This is a genomic window from Streptomyces sp. NPDC050388, from assembly GCF_040655635.1.
Taxonomy (GTDB): domain Bacteria; phylum Actinomycetota; class Actinomycetes; order Streptomycetales; family Streptomycetaceae; genus Streptomyces.
The window spans coordinates 99379-115877 of sequence record NZ_JBFAKH010000009.1; the positions used below are offsets into that span (position 1 = coordinate 99379).

At 70.7% G+C, this 16499-nt stretch carries 15 protein-coding genes; 8 read left to right on the plus strand and 7 right to left on the minus strand.

Translation table 11 applies throughout. The annotated features are described in order from the left end of the window. Window positions 1–49: 49 nt before the first annotated feature. Complete coding sequence (locus AB0I73_RS07440; RefSeq protein ID WP_363034723.1) at window positions 50–1258, plus strand: nucleotide sugar dehydrogenase; 1209 nt, start codon at window positions 50–52, stop codon at window positions 1256–1258. A 592-nt stretch (window positions 1259–1850) separates the two neighbouring features. On the opposite strand, the gene AB0I73_RS07445 is transcribed toward AB0I73_RS07440, so the two are convergent. From AB0I73_RS07445 to AB0I73_RS07460, 4 genes are all read right to left on the minus strand, one after another. Further along, the gene (locus AB0I73_RS07445) at window positions 1851–2975 is read right to left on the minus strand and encodes a GuaB3 family IMP dehydrogenase-related protein (RefSeq protein ID WP_109377721.1); all 1125 of its coding nucleotides are present in this window, start codon (window positions 2973–2975) and stop codon (window positions 1851–1853) included. 127 nt (window positions 2976–3102) lie between these two features. Then, complete coding sequence (guaB, locus tag AB0I73_RS07450; protein ID WP_363034725.1) at window positions 3103–4605, minus strand: IMP dehydrogenase; 1503 nt, start codon at window positions 4603–4605, stop codon at window positions 3103–3105. A gap of 175 nt (window positions 4606–4780) precedes the next feature. Further along, complete coding sequence (locus AB0I73_RS07455; RefSeq protein WP_363034727.1) at window positions 4781–5368, minus strand: sigma-70 family RNA polymerase sigma factor; 588 nt, start codon at window positions 5366–5368, stop codon at window positions 4781–4783. A 512-nt stretch (window positions 5369–5880) separates the two neighbouring features. After that, on the minus strand, window positions 5881–6492 hold the full coding sequence (locus tag AB0I73_RS07460; protein ID WP_003948568.1) for a response regulator transcription factor: 612 nt from the start codon (window positions 6490–6492) through the stop codon (window positions 5881–5883). A gap of 380 nt (window positions 6493–6872) precedes the next feature. On the opposite strand from AB0I73_RS07460, the gene AB0I73_RS07465 reads away from it, so the two are divergent. After that, on the plus strand, window positions 6873–7280 hold the full coding sequence (locus AB0I73_RS07465) for a WhiB family transcriptional regulator (RefSeq protein ID WP_363034729.1): 408 nt from the start codon (window positions 6873–6875) through the stop codon (window positions 7278–7280). A 143-nt stretch (window positions 7281–7423) separates the two neighbouring features. On the opposite strand, the gene AB0I73_RS07470 is transcribed toward AB0I73_RS07465, so the two are convergent. Beyond that, window positions 7424–8320: a LysR family transcriptional regulator gene (locus tag AB0I73_RS07470; RefSeq protein WP_363034731.1), complete on the minus strand. Its 897-nt coding sequence runs from the start codon at window positions 8318–8320 to the stop codon at window positions 7424–7426. A gap of 80 nt (window positions 8321–8400) precedes the next feature. Between AB0I73_RS07470 and AB0I73_RS07475 the strand changes: the two genes are divergently transcribed. From AB0I73_RS07475 to AB0I73_RS07485, 3 genes are all read left to right on the plus strand, one after another. Further along, window positions 8401–9081 (plus strand): MOSC domain-containing protein, encoded by a 681-nt coding sequence (locus tag AB0I73_RS07475; protein WP_363034733.1) that lies wholly within the window; start codon window positions 8401–8403, stop codon window positions 9079–9081. Between the two features lie 216 nt (window positions 9082–9297). Further along, a complete protein-coding gene (locus AB0I73_RS07480; protein ID WP_363034735.1) occupies window positions 9298–10905 on the plus strand; it encodes a multicopper oxidase domain-containing protein in 1608 nt (535 codons plus the stop codon). 82 nt (window positions 10906–10987) lie between these two features. After that, complete coding sequence (locus tag AB0I73_RS07485; protein WP_363034737.1) at window positions 10988–11761, plus strand: SDR family oxidoreductase; 774 nt, start codon at window positions 10988–10990, stop codon at window positions 11759–11761. 47 nt (window positions 11762–11808) lie between these two features. Here AB0I73_RS07485 and AB0I73_RS07490 read toward each other — a convergent pair whose 3' ends face one another. Further along, window positions 11809–12258, minus strand: coding sequence for an ankyrin repeat domain-containing protein (locus AB0I73_RS07490; RefSeq protein WP_363034739.1), 450 nt, complete (start codon window positions 12256–12258; stop codon window positions 11809–11811). Window positions 12259–12586: 328 nt separating this feature from the next. Here AB0I73_RS07490 and AB0I73_RS07495 point away from each other — a divergent pair, with 328 nt between their 5' ends. Both AB0I73_RS07495 and AB0I73_RS07500 read left to right on the plus strand, forming a co-directional pair. Continuing rightward, window positions 12587–12748 (plus strand): hypothetical protein, encoded by a 162-nt coding sequence (locus tag AB0I73_RS07495; RefSeq protein ID WP_363034741.1) that lies wholly within the window; start codon window positions 12587–12589, stop codon window positions 12746–12748. Between the two features lie 572 nt (window positions 12749–13320). Then, a complete protein-coding gene (locus AB0I73_RS07500) occupies window positions 13321–13599 on the plus strand; it encodes a GlsB/YeaQ/YmgE family stress response membrane protein (protein ID WP_109377714.1) in 279 nt (92 codons plus the stop codon). A gap of 377 nt (window positions 13600–13976) precedes the next feature. Here the strand turns inward: AB0I73_RS07500 and AB0I73_RS07505 are convergent, their stop codons facing one another. Next, on the minus strand, window positions 13977–14957 hold the full coding sequence (locus AB0I73_RS07505; protein ID WP_363034742.1) for a helix-turn-helix domain-containing protein: 981 nt from the start codon (window positions 14955–14957) through the stop codon (window positions 13977–13979). A 109-nt stretch (window positions 14958–15066) separates the two neighbouring features. Here AB0I73_RS07505 and AB0I73_RS07510 point away from each other — a divergent pair, with 109 nt between their 5' ends. Then, on the plus strand, window positions 15067–16095 hold the full coding sequence (locus AB0I73_RS07510; protein ID WP_363034744.1) for a saccharopine dehydrogenase NADP-binding domain-containing protein: 1029 nt from the start codon (window positions 15067–15069) through the stop codon (window positions 16093–16095). Window positions 16096–16499 lie beyond the last annotated feature (404 nt).

The window sequence follows — 16499 nt, forward strand, 5'->3', positions numbered from 1 at the left end:
GGCTTGCGCGCCTGTCCCACTTCGGTTACTGGGAAGGACGGCCCACGCCATGCCCGCAGATCTCGCCGTCATCGGACTCGGCCCGTACGGCCTGCCCCTGGCCCAGGCCGCCGTCGCCGCCGGCATCCCCACCATCGGCTACCGGACCGGCCCGGAGGCCGCCTCCCTCAGCCCCGCCGAACTGCGCCGCATGGTCGCGCAGGGGTTCCGGGTGATGACCAGCCCGGTCGAACTCGGCCGGGTACGGACGGCGGTCATCTGCGCACCGGCCCCACCCGGCGCGGAAGGCGGGCTGGATCTCAGCCAGGTGGAGACGGCCGCCCGCACCCTGGCCGCGCGGCTGCGCCCGCACACCACGGTGATCCTCGAGTCGCCGGCCCCACCCGGGACGACCGAGGGACTCCTGTGCCCCCTGCTCGAATCCGGATCCGGGCTCCGCGCGGGCCGCGACTTCCACCTCGCCTACTCCCCCAGCCGCGTCGATCCCGGCAACCGCGACTTCACCCCCGCCAACACCCCGAAGGTCATCGGCGGGCTCACCCCGGCCTGCACCGAGTCGGCCGCCGCGTTCTACGGGAGGCTCACCGACAAGGTCGTACGCGCGCGCGGCCCACGGGAAGCGGAAACCGTGCAGTTGCTGGAGACCAACTTCCGGCACGTCAACACCGCCCTCGTCAACGAGATGGCCGTGCTCTGCCACGATCTGGGCGTCGACCTGTGGGACGTCATCCGCTGCGCGGAGACCAAACCCTTCGGCTTCCACGCCTTCCGCCCCGGCCCCGGCGTCGGCGGCCACGCCGTCGCACAGGACCTGACCGCCCACGCCGGCCGCACCCTGCGGATGGCAGAACTCGCCCAGCAGGTCAACGGACGGATGCCCCACTACGTCGTACAGCGTGCCGCCGCCCTCCTCAACGAACACGGCAAGTCGGCACGCGGCGCACGCGTGCTGCTCCTCGGCGTCACCTACAAGGCCGACCTCGCCGACCAGCAGGGCAGCCCCGCGCAGGAGATCGCGACGCGGTTGATGGAGCTGGGCGCCTCCGTCAGCTACCACGACCCGCACGTCCCGTCCTGGAGCGTGCTCGACCGCCCCCTCCCGCGCGCCGACTCCCTGTACGAGGCCGCCGCCGACGCCGACCTGACGATCCTGCTCCAGCAGCACCGCACGTACGACCTGCAGGGCCTGTCGGTGAAGGCCCAGCTGCTGCTGGACACGCGCGGGGCCACCCCGACGGGGGCGGCGCACCGGTTGTGAGAGGGGGCGTCCACGACGCCTCGCGCTCCAAGGGCTGGTGGTGGGCGGCACTCAGCGTGGGTACCTTGGGATTCAGGTGGAGCCCACCGCAGCGGCTGACTGCGGCAGGCTCCGGATGGATCACGGAGTGTCCACCCCTAATTCTCGTAGGGGTGGCCGCTCACCATCCAAAGATCCGCAAGATCCACCCCCTCCGGCACTCCACCGTCCACAGACGGATCCGGTTCCAGCGGGTGGGCTCGCGGTGGCGACCCATGGGCACGCCCCCTTCCACGAGGCCGCCCGTCAGCCCGGTTGGGCGGTCCGTTCGGAATCGGTCCGGGCCCCGAAGGGCGAGGTCCGGAACGTGTCCTTGGAAGGGGGCGACCCCGAGAACTGAGCCGCCGGACACGGACACCATCGACTCGAAACGGCCTTTCCCCCGGTATTCACCCCGAAAGCAACCGCACGCCCCCTTACCGCGCCACGCGCCCTCACCACTCCCCCACCGGACACACGACGGGGCCCGGCCGCCCCACATGCCGTCGTGGTGGCCGGGCCCGTCGTCACTCTCAAGGGCGTCCGCCGTGCTCAGAGCGAGCGCGGCATCACGTCATCGCCGGTGCTGCGAGTCCGCCACCGTCACCTCGACCCGCTGGAACTCCTTCAGCTCGCTGTACCCGGTGGTGGCCATGGCGCGGCGCAGGGCACCGAAGAGGTTCATCGAGCCGTCGGACGTGTGGGACGGGCCGGTGAGGATCTCCTCGATGGTGCCGACGGTGCCCAGGTCGACCTTCTTGCCACGGGGCAGTTCCTCGTTGACGGCTTCCATGCCCCAGTGGTTGCCCTTGCCCGGGCCGTCGGTGGCGCGCGCGAGCGGGGAGCCCATCATCACCGCGTCGGCACCGCAGGCGATCGCCTTGGGCAGGTCGCCCGACCAGCCGACGCCGCCGTCCGCGATCACGTGCACGTACCGGCCGCCGGACTCGTCCATGTAGTCACGGCGGGCGGCGGCCACGTCGGCGACCGCGGTGGCCATGGGGACCTGGATGCCCAGCACGTTGCGGGTGGTGTGTGCGGCACCGCCGCCGAAGCCCACCAGGACGCCGGCCGCACCGGTGCGCATCAGGTGCAGGGCCGCGGTGTAGGTGGCGCAGCCGCCGACGATCACCGGGACGTCGAGTTCGTAGATGAACTGCTTCAGGTTGAGCGGCTCGTGCGAGCTGGAGACGTGCTCCGCGGAGACCGTCGTCCCGCGGATCACGAAGATGTCCACGCCCGCGTCGACGACGGCCTTGGAGAACTGGGCGGTGCGCTGCGGGGAGAGCGCGGCCGCGGTGACGACGCCGGAGTCACGCACCTCCTTGATGCGCTGCCCGATCAGCTCCTCCTTGATGGGGGCGGCGTAGATCTCCTGGAAACGGCGCGTGGCCGACTCGGCGTCCAGCTCGGCGATCTCGTCGAGCAGCGGCTGCGGGTCCTCGTACCGCGTCCACAGCCCTTCGAGGTTCAGCACACCGAGGCCGCCGAGCTCGCCGATGCGGATCGCCGTGGCCGGCGAGACGACCGAGTCCATGGGGGCTGCCAGGAAGGGCAGCTCGAAGCGGTAGGCGTCGATCTGCCAGGCGATCGAGACCTCCTTCGGGTCCCGCGTACGGCGGCTGGGGACGACGGCGATGTCGTCGAAGGCGTACGCCCGGCGGCCCCGCTTGCCTCGCCCGATCTCGATCTCAGTCACGTCTGTGGCCTTTCCCTGATGCGTTGCAGCGCCTTCCAGTATCCCCGACGGCCGTGGCAGTCGGCGCGCCGGACATACGGCGAGGGCGGCCCCGGACACTCCGGGGCCGCCCTCGGGAGGCCACTGCCTACTTGCGGCTGTAGTTCGGTGCCTCGACCGTCATCTGGATGTCGTGCGGGTGGCTCTCCTTGAGGCCCGCGGAGGTGATCCGCACGAAGCGGCCCTTGGTCTCCATCTCCTCGATGGTGGCGGCGCCCACGTAGCCCATGGTCTGACGCAGACCGCCGACAAGCTGGTGCAGCACGTTGGCCAGCGGACCGCGGTAGGGCACCTGCCCCTCGATGCCCTCGGGGACGAGCTTGTCGTCGGAGGCGACGTCGGACTGGAAGTAGCGGTCCTTCGAGTACGACCTGGCCTGGCCGCGCGACTGCATGGCGCCGAGCGAGCCCATGCCGCGGTACGACTTGTACTGCTTGCCGTTGATGAACTGCAGCTCACCGGGGGACTCCTCGCAGCCGGCGAGGAGGCTGCCGAGCATCACCGTGTCGGCACCGGCGGCCAGTGCCTTGCCGATGTCGCCGGAGTACTGCAGACCGCCGTCACCGATCAACGGCACGCCGGCCGGGCGGGCCGCGAGGGACGCCTCGTAGATGGCGGTCACCTGCGGAACGCCGATGCCGGCGACCACACGGGTGGTGCAGATCGATCCGGGGCCCACACCCACCTTGATTCCGTCGACACCGGCGTCGATCAGCGCCTGGGCGCCGTCACGCGTCGCGACGTTGCCGCCGATCACGTCGATGCCGACGCTCGACTTGATCTTCGACATCCAGCTGAGAGCGTTGCTGTTGTGGCCGTGGGAGGTGTCGACGACCAGGAAGTCCACCCCGGCCTCGGCGAGCGCCTGGGCGCGCTCGAGCGCCTCGGGGCTCGCGCCCACGGCGGCACCGACGATCAGGCGGCCCTCCGCATCCTTCGCGGCATGGGGGTACTGCTCAGCCTTCACGAAGTCCTTGACCGTGATGAGGCCCTTGAGGACGCCCTCGTCGTCGACCAGGGGAAGCTTCTCGATCTTGTGACGGCGCAGCAGCTCCATGGCGTCCACGCGGGAGATGCCGACCTGCCCCGTGACCAGCGGCATCGGCGTCATGACGTCGCGCACCTGCTGGGAGCGGTCGGTCTCGAAGGCCATGTCACGGTTGGTGACGATGCCGAGCAGCTTCTTGTTGCCGTCGGTGACCGGGACGCCGCTGATGCGGAACTTGGCGCACAGCGCGTCGGCCTCGGCAAGCGTGGCGTCGGGGTGGATGGTGATCGGGTCGGTGACCATGCCGGACTCGGAGCGCTTCACCAGGTCGACCTGGTTGGCCTGGTCCTCGATGGACAGGTTGCGGTGCAGGACGCCGACACCGCCCTGGCGAGCCATCGCGATCGCCATGCGGGACTCGGTCACCTTGTCCATGGCCGCCGAGAGCAGCGGGATGTTCACACGGACGTTGCGCGAGATGCGGGACGAGGTGTCGACCGCGTTGGGGAGCACCTCGGATGCACCCGGCAGCAGCAGCACGTCGTCGTAGGTCAGCCCGAGTGTCGCGAATTTTCCGGGCACTCCGTCGACGTTCGCAGTCATGACACCTTCCCCAAATGGCCTTGATCGGTGCGGATGTCCATGCTAACGGGAAGTGGGAGTGTCTCATTCCACGGTCCCGCACGGCTCCGGTCTTCGTATGTTCGTACGGAATCGTCCGGGTGCCCGTTCAGCGCCCGAGGGCGCACCGGGCGGCGGATGGTTTCCGCAGTGGCGGTCACTGCTCCGCCAAAGCTCGCAGCCTGCTCAGCGCACGGTGCTGGGCGACCCGGACGGCGCCGGGTGACATTCCCAACATCTGGCCGGTCTCCTCCGCTGTGAGGCCCACGGCGATGCGCAGCAGAAGCAGCTCGCGCTGGTTCTCGGGCAGGTTGGCCAGCAGTTTCTTGGCCCATGCGGCGTCGCTGTTGAGAAGAGCGCGCTCCTCCGGGCCGAGGGAATCGTCGGGACGCTCGGGCATCTCGTCGGAGGGTAGGGCTGTCAGACCGGGATGACGCATCGCCGCGCGCTGCAGGTCGGCCACCTTGTGCGCGGCGATGGCGAAGACGAACGCCTCGAAGGGACGGCCGGTGTCCCTGTAGCGGGGCAGCGCGAGGAGCACCGCCACGCAGACCTCCTGGGCGAGGTCCTCGACGAAGTGCCGGGCGTCACCCGGGAGCCGGGACAGGCGGGTGCGGCAGTACCGCAGCGCCAGGGGGTGAACATGGGCGAGCAGATCGTGGGTCGCCTGCTCGTCCCCGTCGACAGCGCGGTGAACGAGCGCACCGATCGCCCCTTGGGCAGTGCCCGCCTCGTCGTCGCGCATCGGTCCATGGTGCCCTGCGGGCCCCTGCTCCGCGGCACCACGTCCCTTGTTGTGCACCGAAGCGTTATGAGCAGGTGCGCCGGAACTCATCCCCTGCGCCCTCCCCTCCCGCTCGACCGACTCGTCCCCGAGGAACTCCACACCTCAAGGATGCGTCATCCGCGGCGAAACAGGCACAGGGCACCCGGCGGTCGGCTTCGGTGCCCTGGTGGGCCGTGCTTTCCGCGCCTCTGCCGACGAGGCATGAGCGGACGGCCGTAGGACCTGTCGTCCGGATCGGTCCAGGGCGGTCGAGCCGCGCGCCCGCCCCGCCGGACCGCGCGCCCGCCCCGCCGGACCGCGCGCCGCACCCGGCGGCGCGGCGGCGGTTCGCACCGGTGGCGCCGCCCGTCATCGGCGCGGCCCCGCGCGGGTGCGGTCCGGGCGGGAACGGCCCGCGCGGGGCATCCGCGTACCCGCGGGCCGCCGCTCGATGTCGTACACCGGGACCGGTCCGATCCGAAGGACAGGCCCTAGCGCACCAGGCCCCACCGGAATCCGAGCGCCACCGCGTGAGCCCGGTCCGACGCGCCGAGCTTCTTGAAGAGCCGCCGGGCGTGCGTCTTGACGGTGTCCTCGGAGAGGAACAGCTCGCGGCCGATCTCGGCGTTGGAGCGGCCGTGGCTCATGCCTTCGAGGACCTGGATCTCACGCGCGGTGAGCGTGGGCGCGGCGCCCATCTCCGCCGAGCGCAGCCGCCGCGGGGCGAGCCGCCAGGTCGGGTCGGCGAGTGCCTGGGTGACCGTCGCGCGCAACTCCGCGCGCGAGGCGTCCTTGTGCAGATAACCGCGGGCGCCGGCGGCCACGGCGAGTGCCACACCGTCGAGGTCCTCGGCGACGGTGAGCATGATGATGCGCGCACCGGGATCGGCGGACAGCAGCCGCCGGACGGTCTCGACACCGCCCAGGCCGGGCATGCGTACGTCCATCAGAATCAGGTCCGAGCGGTCGGCGCCCCAGCGGCGGAGGACTTCCTCGCCGTTGGCGGCCGTCGTCACGCGCTCGACGCCGGGCACGGTCGCGACCGCGCGGCGCAGCGCCTCTCGGGCAAGCGGGGAGTCGTCGCAGACGAGGACGGAAGTCATGGCCGCCCTCCGCAGCTGATGCGCGTCACCTTGTGCCTCCAGGCTGGTACGAAATCGTCACCTGTGCGGTCGACCGCTTCGGACACCCGCCCGAGCGCTTGTTCCTTCAACCGCCTCGCACTCTCAACGACGGTCACTCGAAAGAGTTACGGGGGCCGTTCGCTGTCTTCGGCACTCTACGTGAGGGGACGGACACGATGGAGGCACGCGCGGGAGACCCTCGAACTTTCATCACAACCTATGCCCCGTTCAGACCCTTTTCTTCCCATTTACGGGTGTCTGAGGCTAGATTCGCAATGGGTCATATTTTCATCTCCTTGGATCGTAGTTGTACGGTCGTGGACACGGATCCGCCCAGAATGGCTACAAGGGGTCAAGAAATGGCAGATTTCTCCCGCCTTCCAGGACCGAACGCGGACCTGTGGGACTGGCAGCTCCTGGCCGCGTGCCGCGGGGTGGACAGTTCGCTCTTCTTCCACCCCGAGGGCGAGCGCGGGGCGGCACGAAGTGCTCGCGAGAACTCGGCCAAAGAGGTATGCATGAGGTGCCCGGTACGCGCCGAGTGCGCCGCCCACGCGCTGGCCGTGCGCGAGCCGTACGGCGTGTGGGGCGGACTGACCGAGGACGAACGCGAAGAGCTGATGGGCAGGGCGCGCCATCGGCTGGTGTCGTCCTCGGCGTCACCACCGGGCTCACCACCAGGCCCACCACCGGCGACATCGGCCGTATCGGCGCCGGTCCCGGCATCGGTCTCGACCACCGGCGAGCACGCCGCTTCGAACAACTGAAGGAACGTTTCTTCAGCCTCGGGTACCCGTGTGCCCTTGTTTTTCGCAGGAGGGCGCTCCACCGCCCCCACCGACGGACAGTCGGCAGGCCGGACGACCGGTGGACAGTCGACCGGCAGACAGACGGCCCCGCCGGGCCCGGCCTACCGCCCGGCCGCCCGCACCAGTTGGTCGAGTGTCGCGTCGACCGCGGGCACCTGGGCGAGGTCGGGAAGCGTCAGTGCAACGATCTCCCGCCGCACCGCGGGCTCCAGGGCTACCGTGCGCACTCCTCTGGGCCGTACGGACTCGAGGGCCAGCTGGGGCAGGACGGCCACCCCGAGCCCCGCACCCACCAGGCCGGCCACCGCGGGGTAGTCGTCGGTCGCGAAGTCGATACGCGGGGTGAAGCCTGCCGTCTCGCACACCTCGACCAGCTGACCACGGCAACGCGGGCAGCCCGCGATCCACGGTTCCTCGGCGAGTTCGCCTATGGCGAGGGACTTCGCATGCGCCAGCCGGTGCCGCTCGGGCACCAGCCCCACGAGCCGGTCCGTGAGCAGCGGGCGCACGACCAGGTCGTCCCACTCCTCGACGCCCGCCGCCCCCTCGTAACGGAAGGCGAGAGCGATGTCGCAGTCGCCCTCACGCAGCATCTCGACGGACCGGGGCGGCTCGGCCTCCTCCAGGGAGACACGGGTGCCGGGGTGGGCGTCCCGCAGAGCGGCGAGGGCTGTCGGAACGAGCGTCGAACTACCGCTGGGAAAGGACACGAGCCGCACCCGGCCCGCCCGCAGCCCGGCGATGGCGGCGACCTCCTCCTCGGCGGCGGTCAGCCCGGCGAGAACACCGGCCGCATGGCGCACCAGCACTTCTCCGGCCTGCGTCATGCGCATCTCGCGCCCGCTGCGGACGAGCAGCGGCGTGCCCACGGACCCTTCCAGTGCCTTCATCTGCTGGCTGACTGCGGGCTGGGTGCAGCCCAGTTCCCGGGCCGCCGCGGAGAACGAACCGGTGGTGGCCACGGCGCGCAGCACACGGAGATGACGGGCTTCGATCACCCCTCAAGGATAAGCCGACCTTTTACGTAATGCCGAATATTACGTCGATGCTTTGATCCATATCGCTTACCGTGCAGCTCATGAAGCTTCTGTCTGTGAATCTGGGGCGCCCCAAGGCCGTGCCGTACACGGATCAGCCCGAGGGCGTGACCGGCATCGACAAACAGCCGGTGGACGGGCCGGTACGGGTGGCGGCGCCGGGACCGAAGGGGGTCGGCGCGAGCGGGCTGGCCGGGGACTCGGTGTGCGAGACACGGCACCACGGAGGCAATGACCAGGCCGTGTACGCGATGGCCCGCGAGGACCTCGACGAGTGGGAGGGCGTGCTGGGACGCACGCTGCCGAACGGCTCGTTCGGCGAGAACCTCACCACGGAGGGGATCGACCTGTCCGGCGCCCTGATCGGTGAGCGCTGGGGCATCGGGTCCGAGGTGGTGCTGGAGATCACCTCCGGCCGCATTCCCTGCCGCACCTTCCAGGGCCATCTGGGTGAGAAGGGCTGGGTGAAGCGGTTCACGCAGCGGGGTGCTCCAGGTGCCTATCTGCGGGTCGTCCAGCCCGGTGAGGTCCGGGCTGGCGACGCGATACGGATGGTGCACCGGCCGGACCACGAGGTGACGGTCGCACTGCAGTTCCGGGCGGTGACCACGGAGCGGACACTGCTGCCGCGGCTGCTGGCGGCGGCAGACTCGCTGCACCCGGAGACCCTGGCCAAGGCGCGGCAGTACGAGACGAAGTACGGAGCGGACCGGGGAGCCTGACGAAGGGCCACGGAACGCCGCACCGCTTCCCCTCGTTCCCCTCTTTCCCTCTTCCCCTCTTCCTCACTTCTTCCCCCTCACTTGCCCGCGCGCTTCTCCTGCATTTGCTCAGCCGGTTCCAGGGGGAAATCCCTGATGTCGAGCGAGGGTTGACTCAGGGCCGGTTCCGGGGAGGCCCCCGATGTCCTGCGGGCCATGGACCGCGACGCTCGAAGCATGTCTCGCCATACGCCCAAGAGCGAGGTGCCGGACGGGAAGAGCCCGCCCGGCACCACCCGCCGCGCATTCCGCTGGAAGCGCCTTGTCATCGTGCTCGGCTCCCTGGTCACCACGCTCGCCGTGGCCGTCGGCGCCCTGTTCGCCTGGCTGTGGACCGGCGCCACGGTCAGCACGGTGGACAAGGCGCCGTTCGACAACGCCCTGGCGATACCTCCGCAGGCCGAGTCGACCGTGGAGAGGGACGGCACACGGGTCTTCGACCTGCGCATGCAGGCGGGCGAGACGGAGTTCCAGGAGGGGAGGAGGACCAGGACCTGGGGGTTCAACGGCTCCTACCTCGGCCCGACACTCCGGGCGAAGCGCGGCGAGAAGGTGCGCGTACGGGTCGACAACGACCTGGACGAGGCGTCCTCCGTGCACTGGCACGGGATGCACCTGCCGGCCCGCATGGACGGCGGCCCGCACCAGATGATCGCCCCGGGTGCCACCTGGACCCCTCACTGGACGGTGGACCAGCCGGCGGCGACGCTCTGGTACCACCCGCATCCGCACGGCAAGACCGAGGAGCACGTCAGGCGTGGTCTCGCCGGTCTGTTCCTCCTCGACGACGAGAAGTCCGCTCGCCTGCCCCTGCCGAAGCGGTACGGCGTCGACGATCTGCCGGTCGTCGTGCAGGACGTCCGCTTCGACGGCTCACGGCTGTCCGGCGACCGCGGGCTGATGCAGAACGTGGGCTTCCTGGGTGACCGGACCATGGTCAACGGCACCCTGCGCCCCTACCGGGAGGTCCACGACGAACTGATACGGCTGCGGCTGCTCAACGCTTCCACCGCCCGCGCCTACGCCTTCGGTTTCCCGGACGACCGTGACTTCTCTCTGATCGGGACGGACGGCGGACTGCTGGCGCGGCCCGCGGTGACGGACCGGATACAGCTGTCACCGGGTGAGCGCGCCGAGATCGTCGTACGGGTCGAGGCCGGTGAGCGGGTGATGCTCCGGAGCTTCCCACAGGACAACTACGGCGGCTTCTGGCAGCGGCGGTTCGGCGGGGGCGACGACTCCTTCGACGTACTGGAGCTGCGAGCGGCCCGGCAGTTGCGGCCGTCGCCGCGGTTGCCGGCCACGCTCACCGAGCCGGAGCTTCCCGACGGTACCGAGGCGGTGCGCGGGCGGCACTTCGATCTGAAACTGTCCGGGATCAACGGCCGGTCGATGGACATGGGCCGCATCGACGAGACCGTCACCCGCGGGACGACGGAGCTGTGGACGATACGCAACACCAACGGCATGCCGCACAACTTCCATGTGCACGATGTGCAGTTCCGCGTGGTGGAGGTGAACGGCTCGGCACCGCCGCCGGCGCTGCGCGGGCCGAAGGACACGGTGTTCGTCCCGCACGGCACGACGATGAAGCTGGCACTGCGCTTCACCGGGCCGGCCGATCCTGACGTCCCCTACATGTATCACTGCCATCTGCTGTACCACGAGGACAAGGGGATGATGGGTCAGTTCGTGGTGGTCGAGAAGGGCCAGTCCGCGGGGACCCCGCCGGATCACGCGGAGCACGGGGCCGGACAGGCCCTGGAGGGGCGGGCACTCGGGTGACTGATCCGGCCGGGCTTCAGTGCACCGGTCGGGACGGCGACGCCGAGCGGACGCCCGGACTCCGGGTAACTAGTCTTGCGCCATGACAACCGCTCTGATTACGGGATCGACGGCTGGGATCGGCGCCGCGTTCGCGCGGAAGCTGGCAGCCGACGGGCATGATCTGGTGCTGGTGGCCCGCGACATCGTCCGGCTCCGCGAGCAGGCGACCGAGCTCCACGACCGCCACGGCATCGAGGCGGAGGTGCTGAGGGCCGACCTCGCGGAGGACAAGGGCATCGAGGTGGTGGCCGAGCGGCTGAGGGACCGCAGGAACCCCGTCGACCTACTGATCAACAACGCGGGTTTCGGCAACAAGGGCCGGTACCTCGAGGTCTCGCTGGCGGATGAGCTGAGAATGCTCAAGGTCCACTGCGAGGCGGTGCTGCGGCTGACGTCGGCGGCAGCGGAGGCGATGCGGGAGCGCGGACGCGGGGGCGTCGTGAACGTCGCCTCGACCGCCGCGTTCGTGCCTCGCGGGACCTACGGGGCGTCCAAGGCGTGGGTGGTGCAGTTCACCCAGGGGGCGGCACAGGACCTGGCGGGCAACGGCGTACGCCTGATGGCGCTGTGCCCCGGCTTCGTCCGCACCGAGTTCCACAAGCGGGCGGGGATGGGGACGGACAGCATCCCGAACTGGATGTGGCTCGACGCGGACAAGGTGGCGGAGGCGGCCCTCACGGACCTGGCCCGCGGCAAGTCGGTGTCGATCCCGGACCCGCGGTACAAGGCTTTGATGGGAGCGGCGAAGCTGGTCCCACGCGGCGCCCTGGGCGGCCTCTCCTCACGAACGGGCCGCAAGTACGGGCCGCAGTGACAGCACGGACGGGCCCTGTCTCAAAGATGACCTCGGTGTTTCAACGGTCAGGCCACGGGCTGTCGAACGGCTTCCTCGTAAGGTCTTGCTCCCGCCGTGACGAGCAGTCCGGCAGTCGCGGGGTGGGGGCCGTTGTTCGCCCAGTCCAAGGGAGACCAGCCTGTTCCGCGGTCTTCACGAAGGTTCGGGTCGGCGCCGTGCGCCAACAGCTCACGGACGGTCTCGGTGTGTCCCCAGCACGCGGCCGCACAGAGCGGTGTGCCGTCCGACCCGACTCCCCGGCTCTCGGTGTCGGGGGAGGCCCCGGCTTCCAGGAGCAGGCGTGCGACCTCGGCTTCCCCCTGTACAGACGCCAGATAGAGAGGGGTGGTTCCGTCGCTGTCTCCTCGCTCCGGGTCTGCTCCAGCCCTCAAGAGCGCCTGCACTCGGGCAGTGTCTGCTGTCAGAGTCGCTTCGAAGAGCTGACGGGAGAGCTTCTTCTGCCGACGCCGTTTCATGGTGGGTGAGACTAGCGATCACGGACACGGTGGGGCCAGCCGTATCCACTGGCCGGGCCGCACGAACTGCCCCGCGGTCACACCTACGTACGTGAGCACGAGCGGGGGATTCAGGCGGCGTTCGTTCACGTGCTCGGCCGAGGGGCGCATTCGACTTTCCTCAGCCGGTTCCAGCTTGGCCGGCCGGTCGGCGCAGCGAGGCGTTGACGCTCAGGCATCTGGGCGACGCGTCCCTGGCGCGTCGCGAGCTCGGCGACGCGCTTTCCGACACTCTGCGGAGGCCGGTGGAGGACATCACGAACGCGAGGAGCGGAGAGGGGGAAGGAACGTGATCGAGCCGGGTGAGGTCGTGTCCGAGAGCGACGGACGGGAGTCCGCCGCCGACTGGTTCCGCCGGATCCGCGACCTGCACGACGGTGTCTTCTCCGCCGAGCCGTTCGTCTGGTGCCGGAGGTGTCACCGGAACACGAGGAGGAACCAGGGAACCTGATGACGGTTCCGGGTTTCCGGCTGGTCGTGGTGAGGCAGCGGGATCGCCTCGTCGGCTACGTCCACGGTCATCCGCTCCCCTCGACCACGGCTGGTGGCGCGACTTCACCCACCCGCTCCCCGCCGGCCCGGTACGGGAACGGCCGGGCCGGACCTTCGCCGTCGTCAGCCTGGCGGTCCTCCCCGAACGGCGTGGCCGTGACACGGGGAGGCGCCTGCTGAAGGAGCTCCTGCGCGACCGCGAGGAGCAGCGCGCGGTTCCCTCGGTGCAGCCCACCGCCCTCGCCGCACGGAACGCCTACCGGCAGTGGCGGTGGAGGAAGGCCGGCAGGAAGGGTCCTCGGCCCGCCGGCACCAAAAGGGTCGGGGCGTGGGAGGAGAGCTGATGGCGTGTGCGAAGCGAGCCGGTTCGACGATCATGACCACCGCTTCGCGGACAAGGTCGCCGGCAGCTGCTCGACACCCGGTTCGGGGAGGGGCGGGCAGGGTTGTGGGGCGGAGCACAGGTTTGTTCGGGCGCGGACGGTACAGACGAGGACCTGACACAGCCTTCACGACAGGACGGAGACAACAATGGGCATCATCGCGTGGATCGTCATCGGCCTGCTCGCCGGCGCCATCGCCAAGTTCATCATGCCGGGCAAGGACCCCGGTGGCATCATCATCACCATGCTCATCGGCATCGCCGGCGGTCTGCTCGGCGGCTGGCTCGGCAAGGTGATCTTCGGCGTCGACTCCATCGACGGGTTCTTCGAACTCTCCACCTGGATCGCCGCGATCGTCGGCTCCCTCATCCTGCTCGCTCTGTACCGCCTCATCACCGGCAACCGGCATCCCCACCGCCACGCCTGACCTCCTGATGGCGCTTCTGGACGGCTCCCTCCCTGGTGCGCAGGGCGGGAGCCGTCAGGCATGTACGGGCCGGGCGTCGGAACGGCCGGTCCAAAGGGCGCGGAGAAGTGCCACCGTCACCGATGCGGGAAGAGCCGTGCCACGCCCACAGGCCCACAGGCCGAGCACGCACCGGAGCCGTACCGCTCGCCCGGGGCTCACTCCCGCTCACTGATCAGGAACGGCTCCAGCGGGCGGATCCTGACGTCACGGGCCCCCGGCCGGGATGACGCGGCTTCCGGGCGCGGGAGACCGACCCGACACGGATGCCGACGGGGCCATGGAGTCCTGCCGTGCCATCGTCGACGGCACTGGTCGTGGTGGTCCCTGAAGCAGACTCAGGGACGGTGGGGGTGCTCGCTGCCGTCGGGGCCGGAGCCGTTCCGCGTGCGGAAGGTGCGGCGGTAGGTGTCCGGGGGCACGCCGACCATGCGGTTGAAGTGCCGGCGCAACGTCGTGGCGGTGCCCATGCCGGTGGCCGCCGCGACGGCGTCGACGCTGTCGTCGGTGGTCTCCAGCAACTCCTGGGCGCGCCGGATCCGTTGGGTGAGCAACCACTGCAGCGGGGTGGTACCGGTCACGGCCCTGAAGTGGCGGCCCAGGTGGCGCGAGCTCATCCGCGCCCGGCGGGCCAGGTCTTCCACCGTCAACGGCCGGTCGAGCCGTTCGAGCGCCCAGGGGAGCAGTTCGGCGAGGGGGTGGTGGTCCGGGGCGGGCACCGGGGTGGTGACGAACTGGGCCTGTCCGCCGTCCCGGTGCGGCGGCACGACCAGGCGGCGGGCGACCGCGTTGGCGACCGACGAGCCGCGGTCGAGACGGACGAGGTGCAGGCACAGGTCCATGGCGGCGGCCTTGCCGGCGGAGGTGAGCACGCTGCCGTTGTCCACGTAGAGGACGTCCGGGTCCACCTCGACCTTCGGATGGCGGTCGGCCAGGACCTGGGTGTGCGCCCAGTGCGTGGTCGCGCGCAACCCGTCCAGCAGGCCGGCGGCGGCCAGCACGAAGGCGCCCGTGCACAGGGAGACCAGGCGTGCGCCCGCCTCGTGGGCCGCGCGCACCGCCTCGACCAGGTCGGCGGGCGGGGCCTCGTCGACGTCGGCCCAGCCCGGGACGATCACGGTGTCGGCGTGGGGGAGCCGGTCGAGGCCGTGATCGGGCTCGAGCAGGAACCGGCCCGCCCGCACCGGGCCGGGTCCGCAGACGACGAGGCGGTACCAAGGGCCTGCCACGCCGGCCGGGGCGGCGTCGAAGACCTCGTACGCCAGGGCCAGTTCGAAGTGAAGCATCCCATCGGTGACGGCCAGCGCGACAGTGTCCATGTCCGGAAGTGTACGGGTCCTGTCGTTCCGGACACTCGTGCGAGCCCCCTGCCCCCGCCAGGATGGTCGCGACGGAGCTGAACGGACCATTCGAGCGAAGGAAGCATCCATGACGACGGGGCCCAGGGTCGCGGTGTACGGCGCGTACGGACACACCGGACGGTTCGTGGTGGCGGAGCTGCGGGAGCGCGGGGTCGTCCCGGTGCTCTCCGGTCGCGACGCCGACAAGCTGAAGGCGCGGGCGTACGGAACCGGGCTGGATGCCCGCCCGGCGTCGGTCGACGACCCGGCTTCGCTCGACCGGGCGCTGGCCGGCGCGGCGGCCGTGATCAACTGCGCCGGGCCCTTCGCCACGACGGCCGCCCCGGTGATCGAGGCGGCCCTGCGGGCCGGGATCCCGTATGTGGACGTGGCGGCCGAGATCGAGGCCAACGCCGACACCTTCGCGCACTTCGCCGACCGGGCACGAGCGGCCGAAGCGGTGATCGTCCCCGCGATGGCCTTCTACGGCGGCCTCGGTGACCTGCTGATCACCACCGCGATGGGCGACTGGACGGCGGCCGACGAGGCGCACATCGCCTACGGGCTGAGCGGTTGGCACCCCACCGCCGGAACGCGTACCGCGGGCGCGGTCTCCCGGCAGCGGCGGGACGGCCGGAGCGTCCGTCACCGCAACGGACGGCTGGAGTACCACCGGGACGACCTGCCCACCCTGGAATGGCCCTTCCCCGCCCCGATGGGCCCCCGGGCCGTGATCGGGGAGTTCACGATGGCCGACGTCGTCACCGTCCCCAGCCACCTGGCCATCCCCGAGGTACGCACCTACATGGCGGTCGAGGCGGCCCGGGACATCGCGGCCCCGGACACGCCGGCACCGGCCGCGGCCGACGAGCGCGGACGGTCCGGGCAGACCTTCCTCGTCGACGCGGTCGTGCGCTCCGGCACCGCTGAACGGCGTGCCGTGGCGAGGGGCCGGGACATCTACGCCGTCACCGCGCCGCTCGCGGTGGAAGCGCTCGACCGCATCCTCACGGGACGGACCAGGACGACCGGAGTCTCCTCCGCCGGCGAGATCTTCGACGCACCCGACTTCCTCCGCGCACTGTCCCCGCACATCACCCTGGAACTGCACCCCTGACCCCCTGAGCGGGAAGGTTCGCCGGTCCGGTGGCCACGTTCGCGGAGGGCCGGAACGGATCGGACATGCGGCGCGCGGGCGGCGTGGCGTCAGGGGTCGCGCGTGGGAGGACCGCGGCTGCGGCAGAACGTGGTCCGCGGCGGGCCATTTCCAGACCTGTTCAGTCGGGTGCTGCCCTCCGGTCCCCCGACCCGGCCGGCTGTCCGGCCCCGATCCCGTCGCCCCGGCACCCACCGCAACCGCCTCTTCCCCGCCCGGACGACAAGGATTTCCTGACCGCCGCGACCCTGCTGCCGACCAGGTCGCACGGCTGGGGGACGCCGAAGGGGCGCGGGTGGCACTGGCGGAGCCGGGCCGGTTCCTGCTGCGGCGGGACGGCCGGCCGCACGGGGAAGGCCCCCGCT

What these genes read in the sequence shown, in the direction of transcription:
- guaB (WP_363034725.1), bottom strand. Translation starts at nt 4,605, where the DNA reads ATGACTGCGAACGTCGACGGAGTGCCCGGAAAATTCGCGACACTCGGG.
- AB0I73_RS07460 (WP_003948568.1), bottom strand. Translation starts at nt 6,492, where the DNA reads ATGACTTCCGTCCTCGTCTGCGACGACTCCCCGCTTGCCCGAGAGGCG.
- AB0I73_RS07475 (WP_363034733.1), top strand. Translation starts at nt 8,401, where the DNA reads ATGAAGCTTCTGTCTGTGAATCTGGGGCGCCCCAAGGCCGTGCCGTAC.
- AB0I73_RS07490 (WP_363034739.1), bottom strand. Translation starts at nt 12,258, where the DNA reads ATGAAACGGCGTCGGCAGAAGAAGCTCTCCCGTCAGCTCTTCGAAGCG.
- AB0I73_RS07440 (WP_363034723.1), top strand. Translation starts at nt 50, where the DNA reads ATGCCCGCAGATCTCGCCGTCATCGGACTCGGCCCGTACGGCCTGCCC.
- AB0I73_RS07510 (WP_363034744.1), top strand. Translation starts at nt 15,067, where the DNA reads ATGACGACGGGGCCCAGGGTCGCGGTGTACGGCGCGTACGGACACACC.
- AB0I73_RS07465 (WP_363034729.1), top strand. Translation starts at nt 6,873, where the DNA reads ATGGCAGATTTCTCCCGCCTTCCAGGACCGAACGCGGACCTGTGGGAC.
- AB0I73_RS07500 (WP_109377714.1), top strand. Translation starts at nt 13,321, where the DNA reads ATGGGCATCATCGCGTGGATCGTCATCGGCCTGCTCGCCGGCGCCATC.
- AB0I73_RS07505 (WP_363034742.1), bottom strand. Translation starts at nt 14,957, where the DNA reads ATGGACACTGTCGCGCTGGCCGTCACCGATGGGATGCTTCACTTCGAA.
- AB0I73_RS07455 (WP_363034727.1), bottom strand. Translation starts at nt 5,368, where the DNA reads ATGCGCGACGACGAGGCGGGCACTGCCCAAGGGGCGATCGGTGCGCTC.
- AB0I73_RS07480 (WP_363034735.1), top strand. Translation starts at nt 9,298, where the DNA reads ATGTCTCGCCATACGCCCAAGAGCGAGGTGCCGGACGGGAAGAGCCCG.
- AB0I73_RS07485 (WP_363034737.1), top strand. Translation starts at nt 10,988, where the DNA reads ATGACAACCGCTCTGATTACGGGATCGACGGCTGGGATCGGCGCCGCG.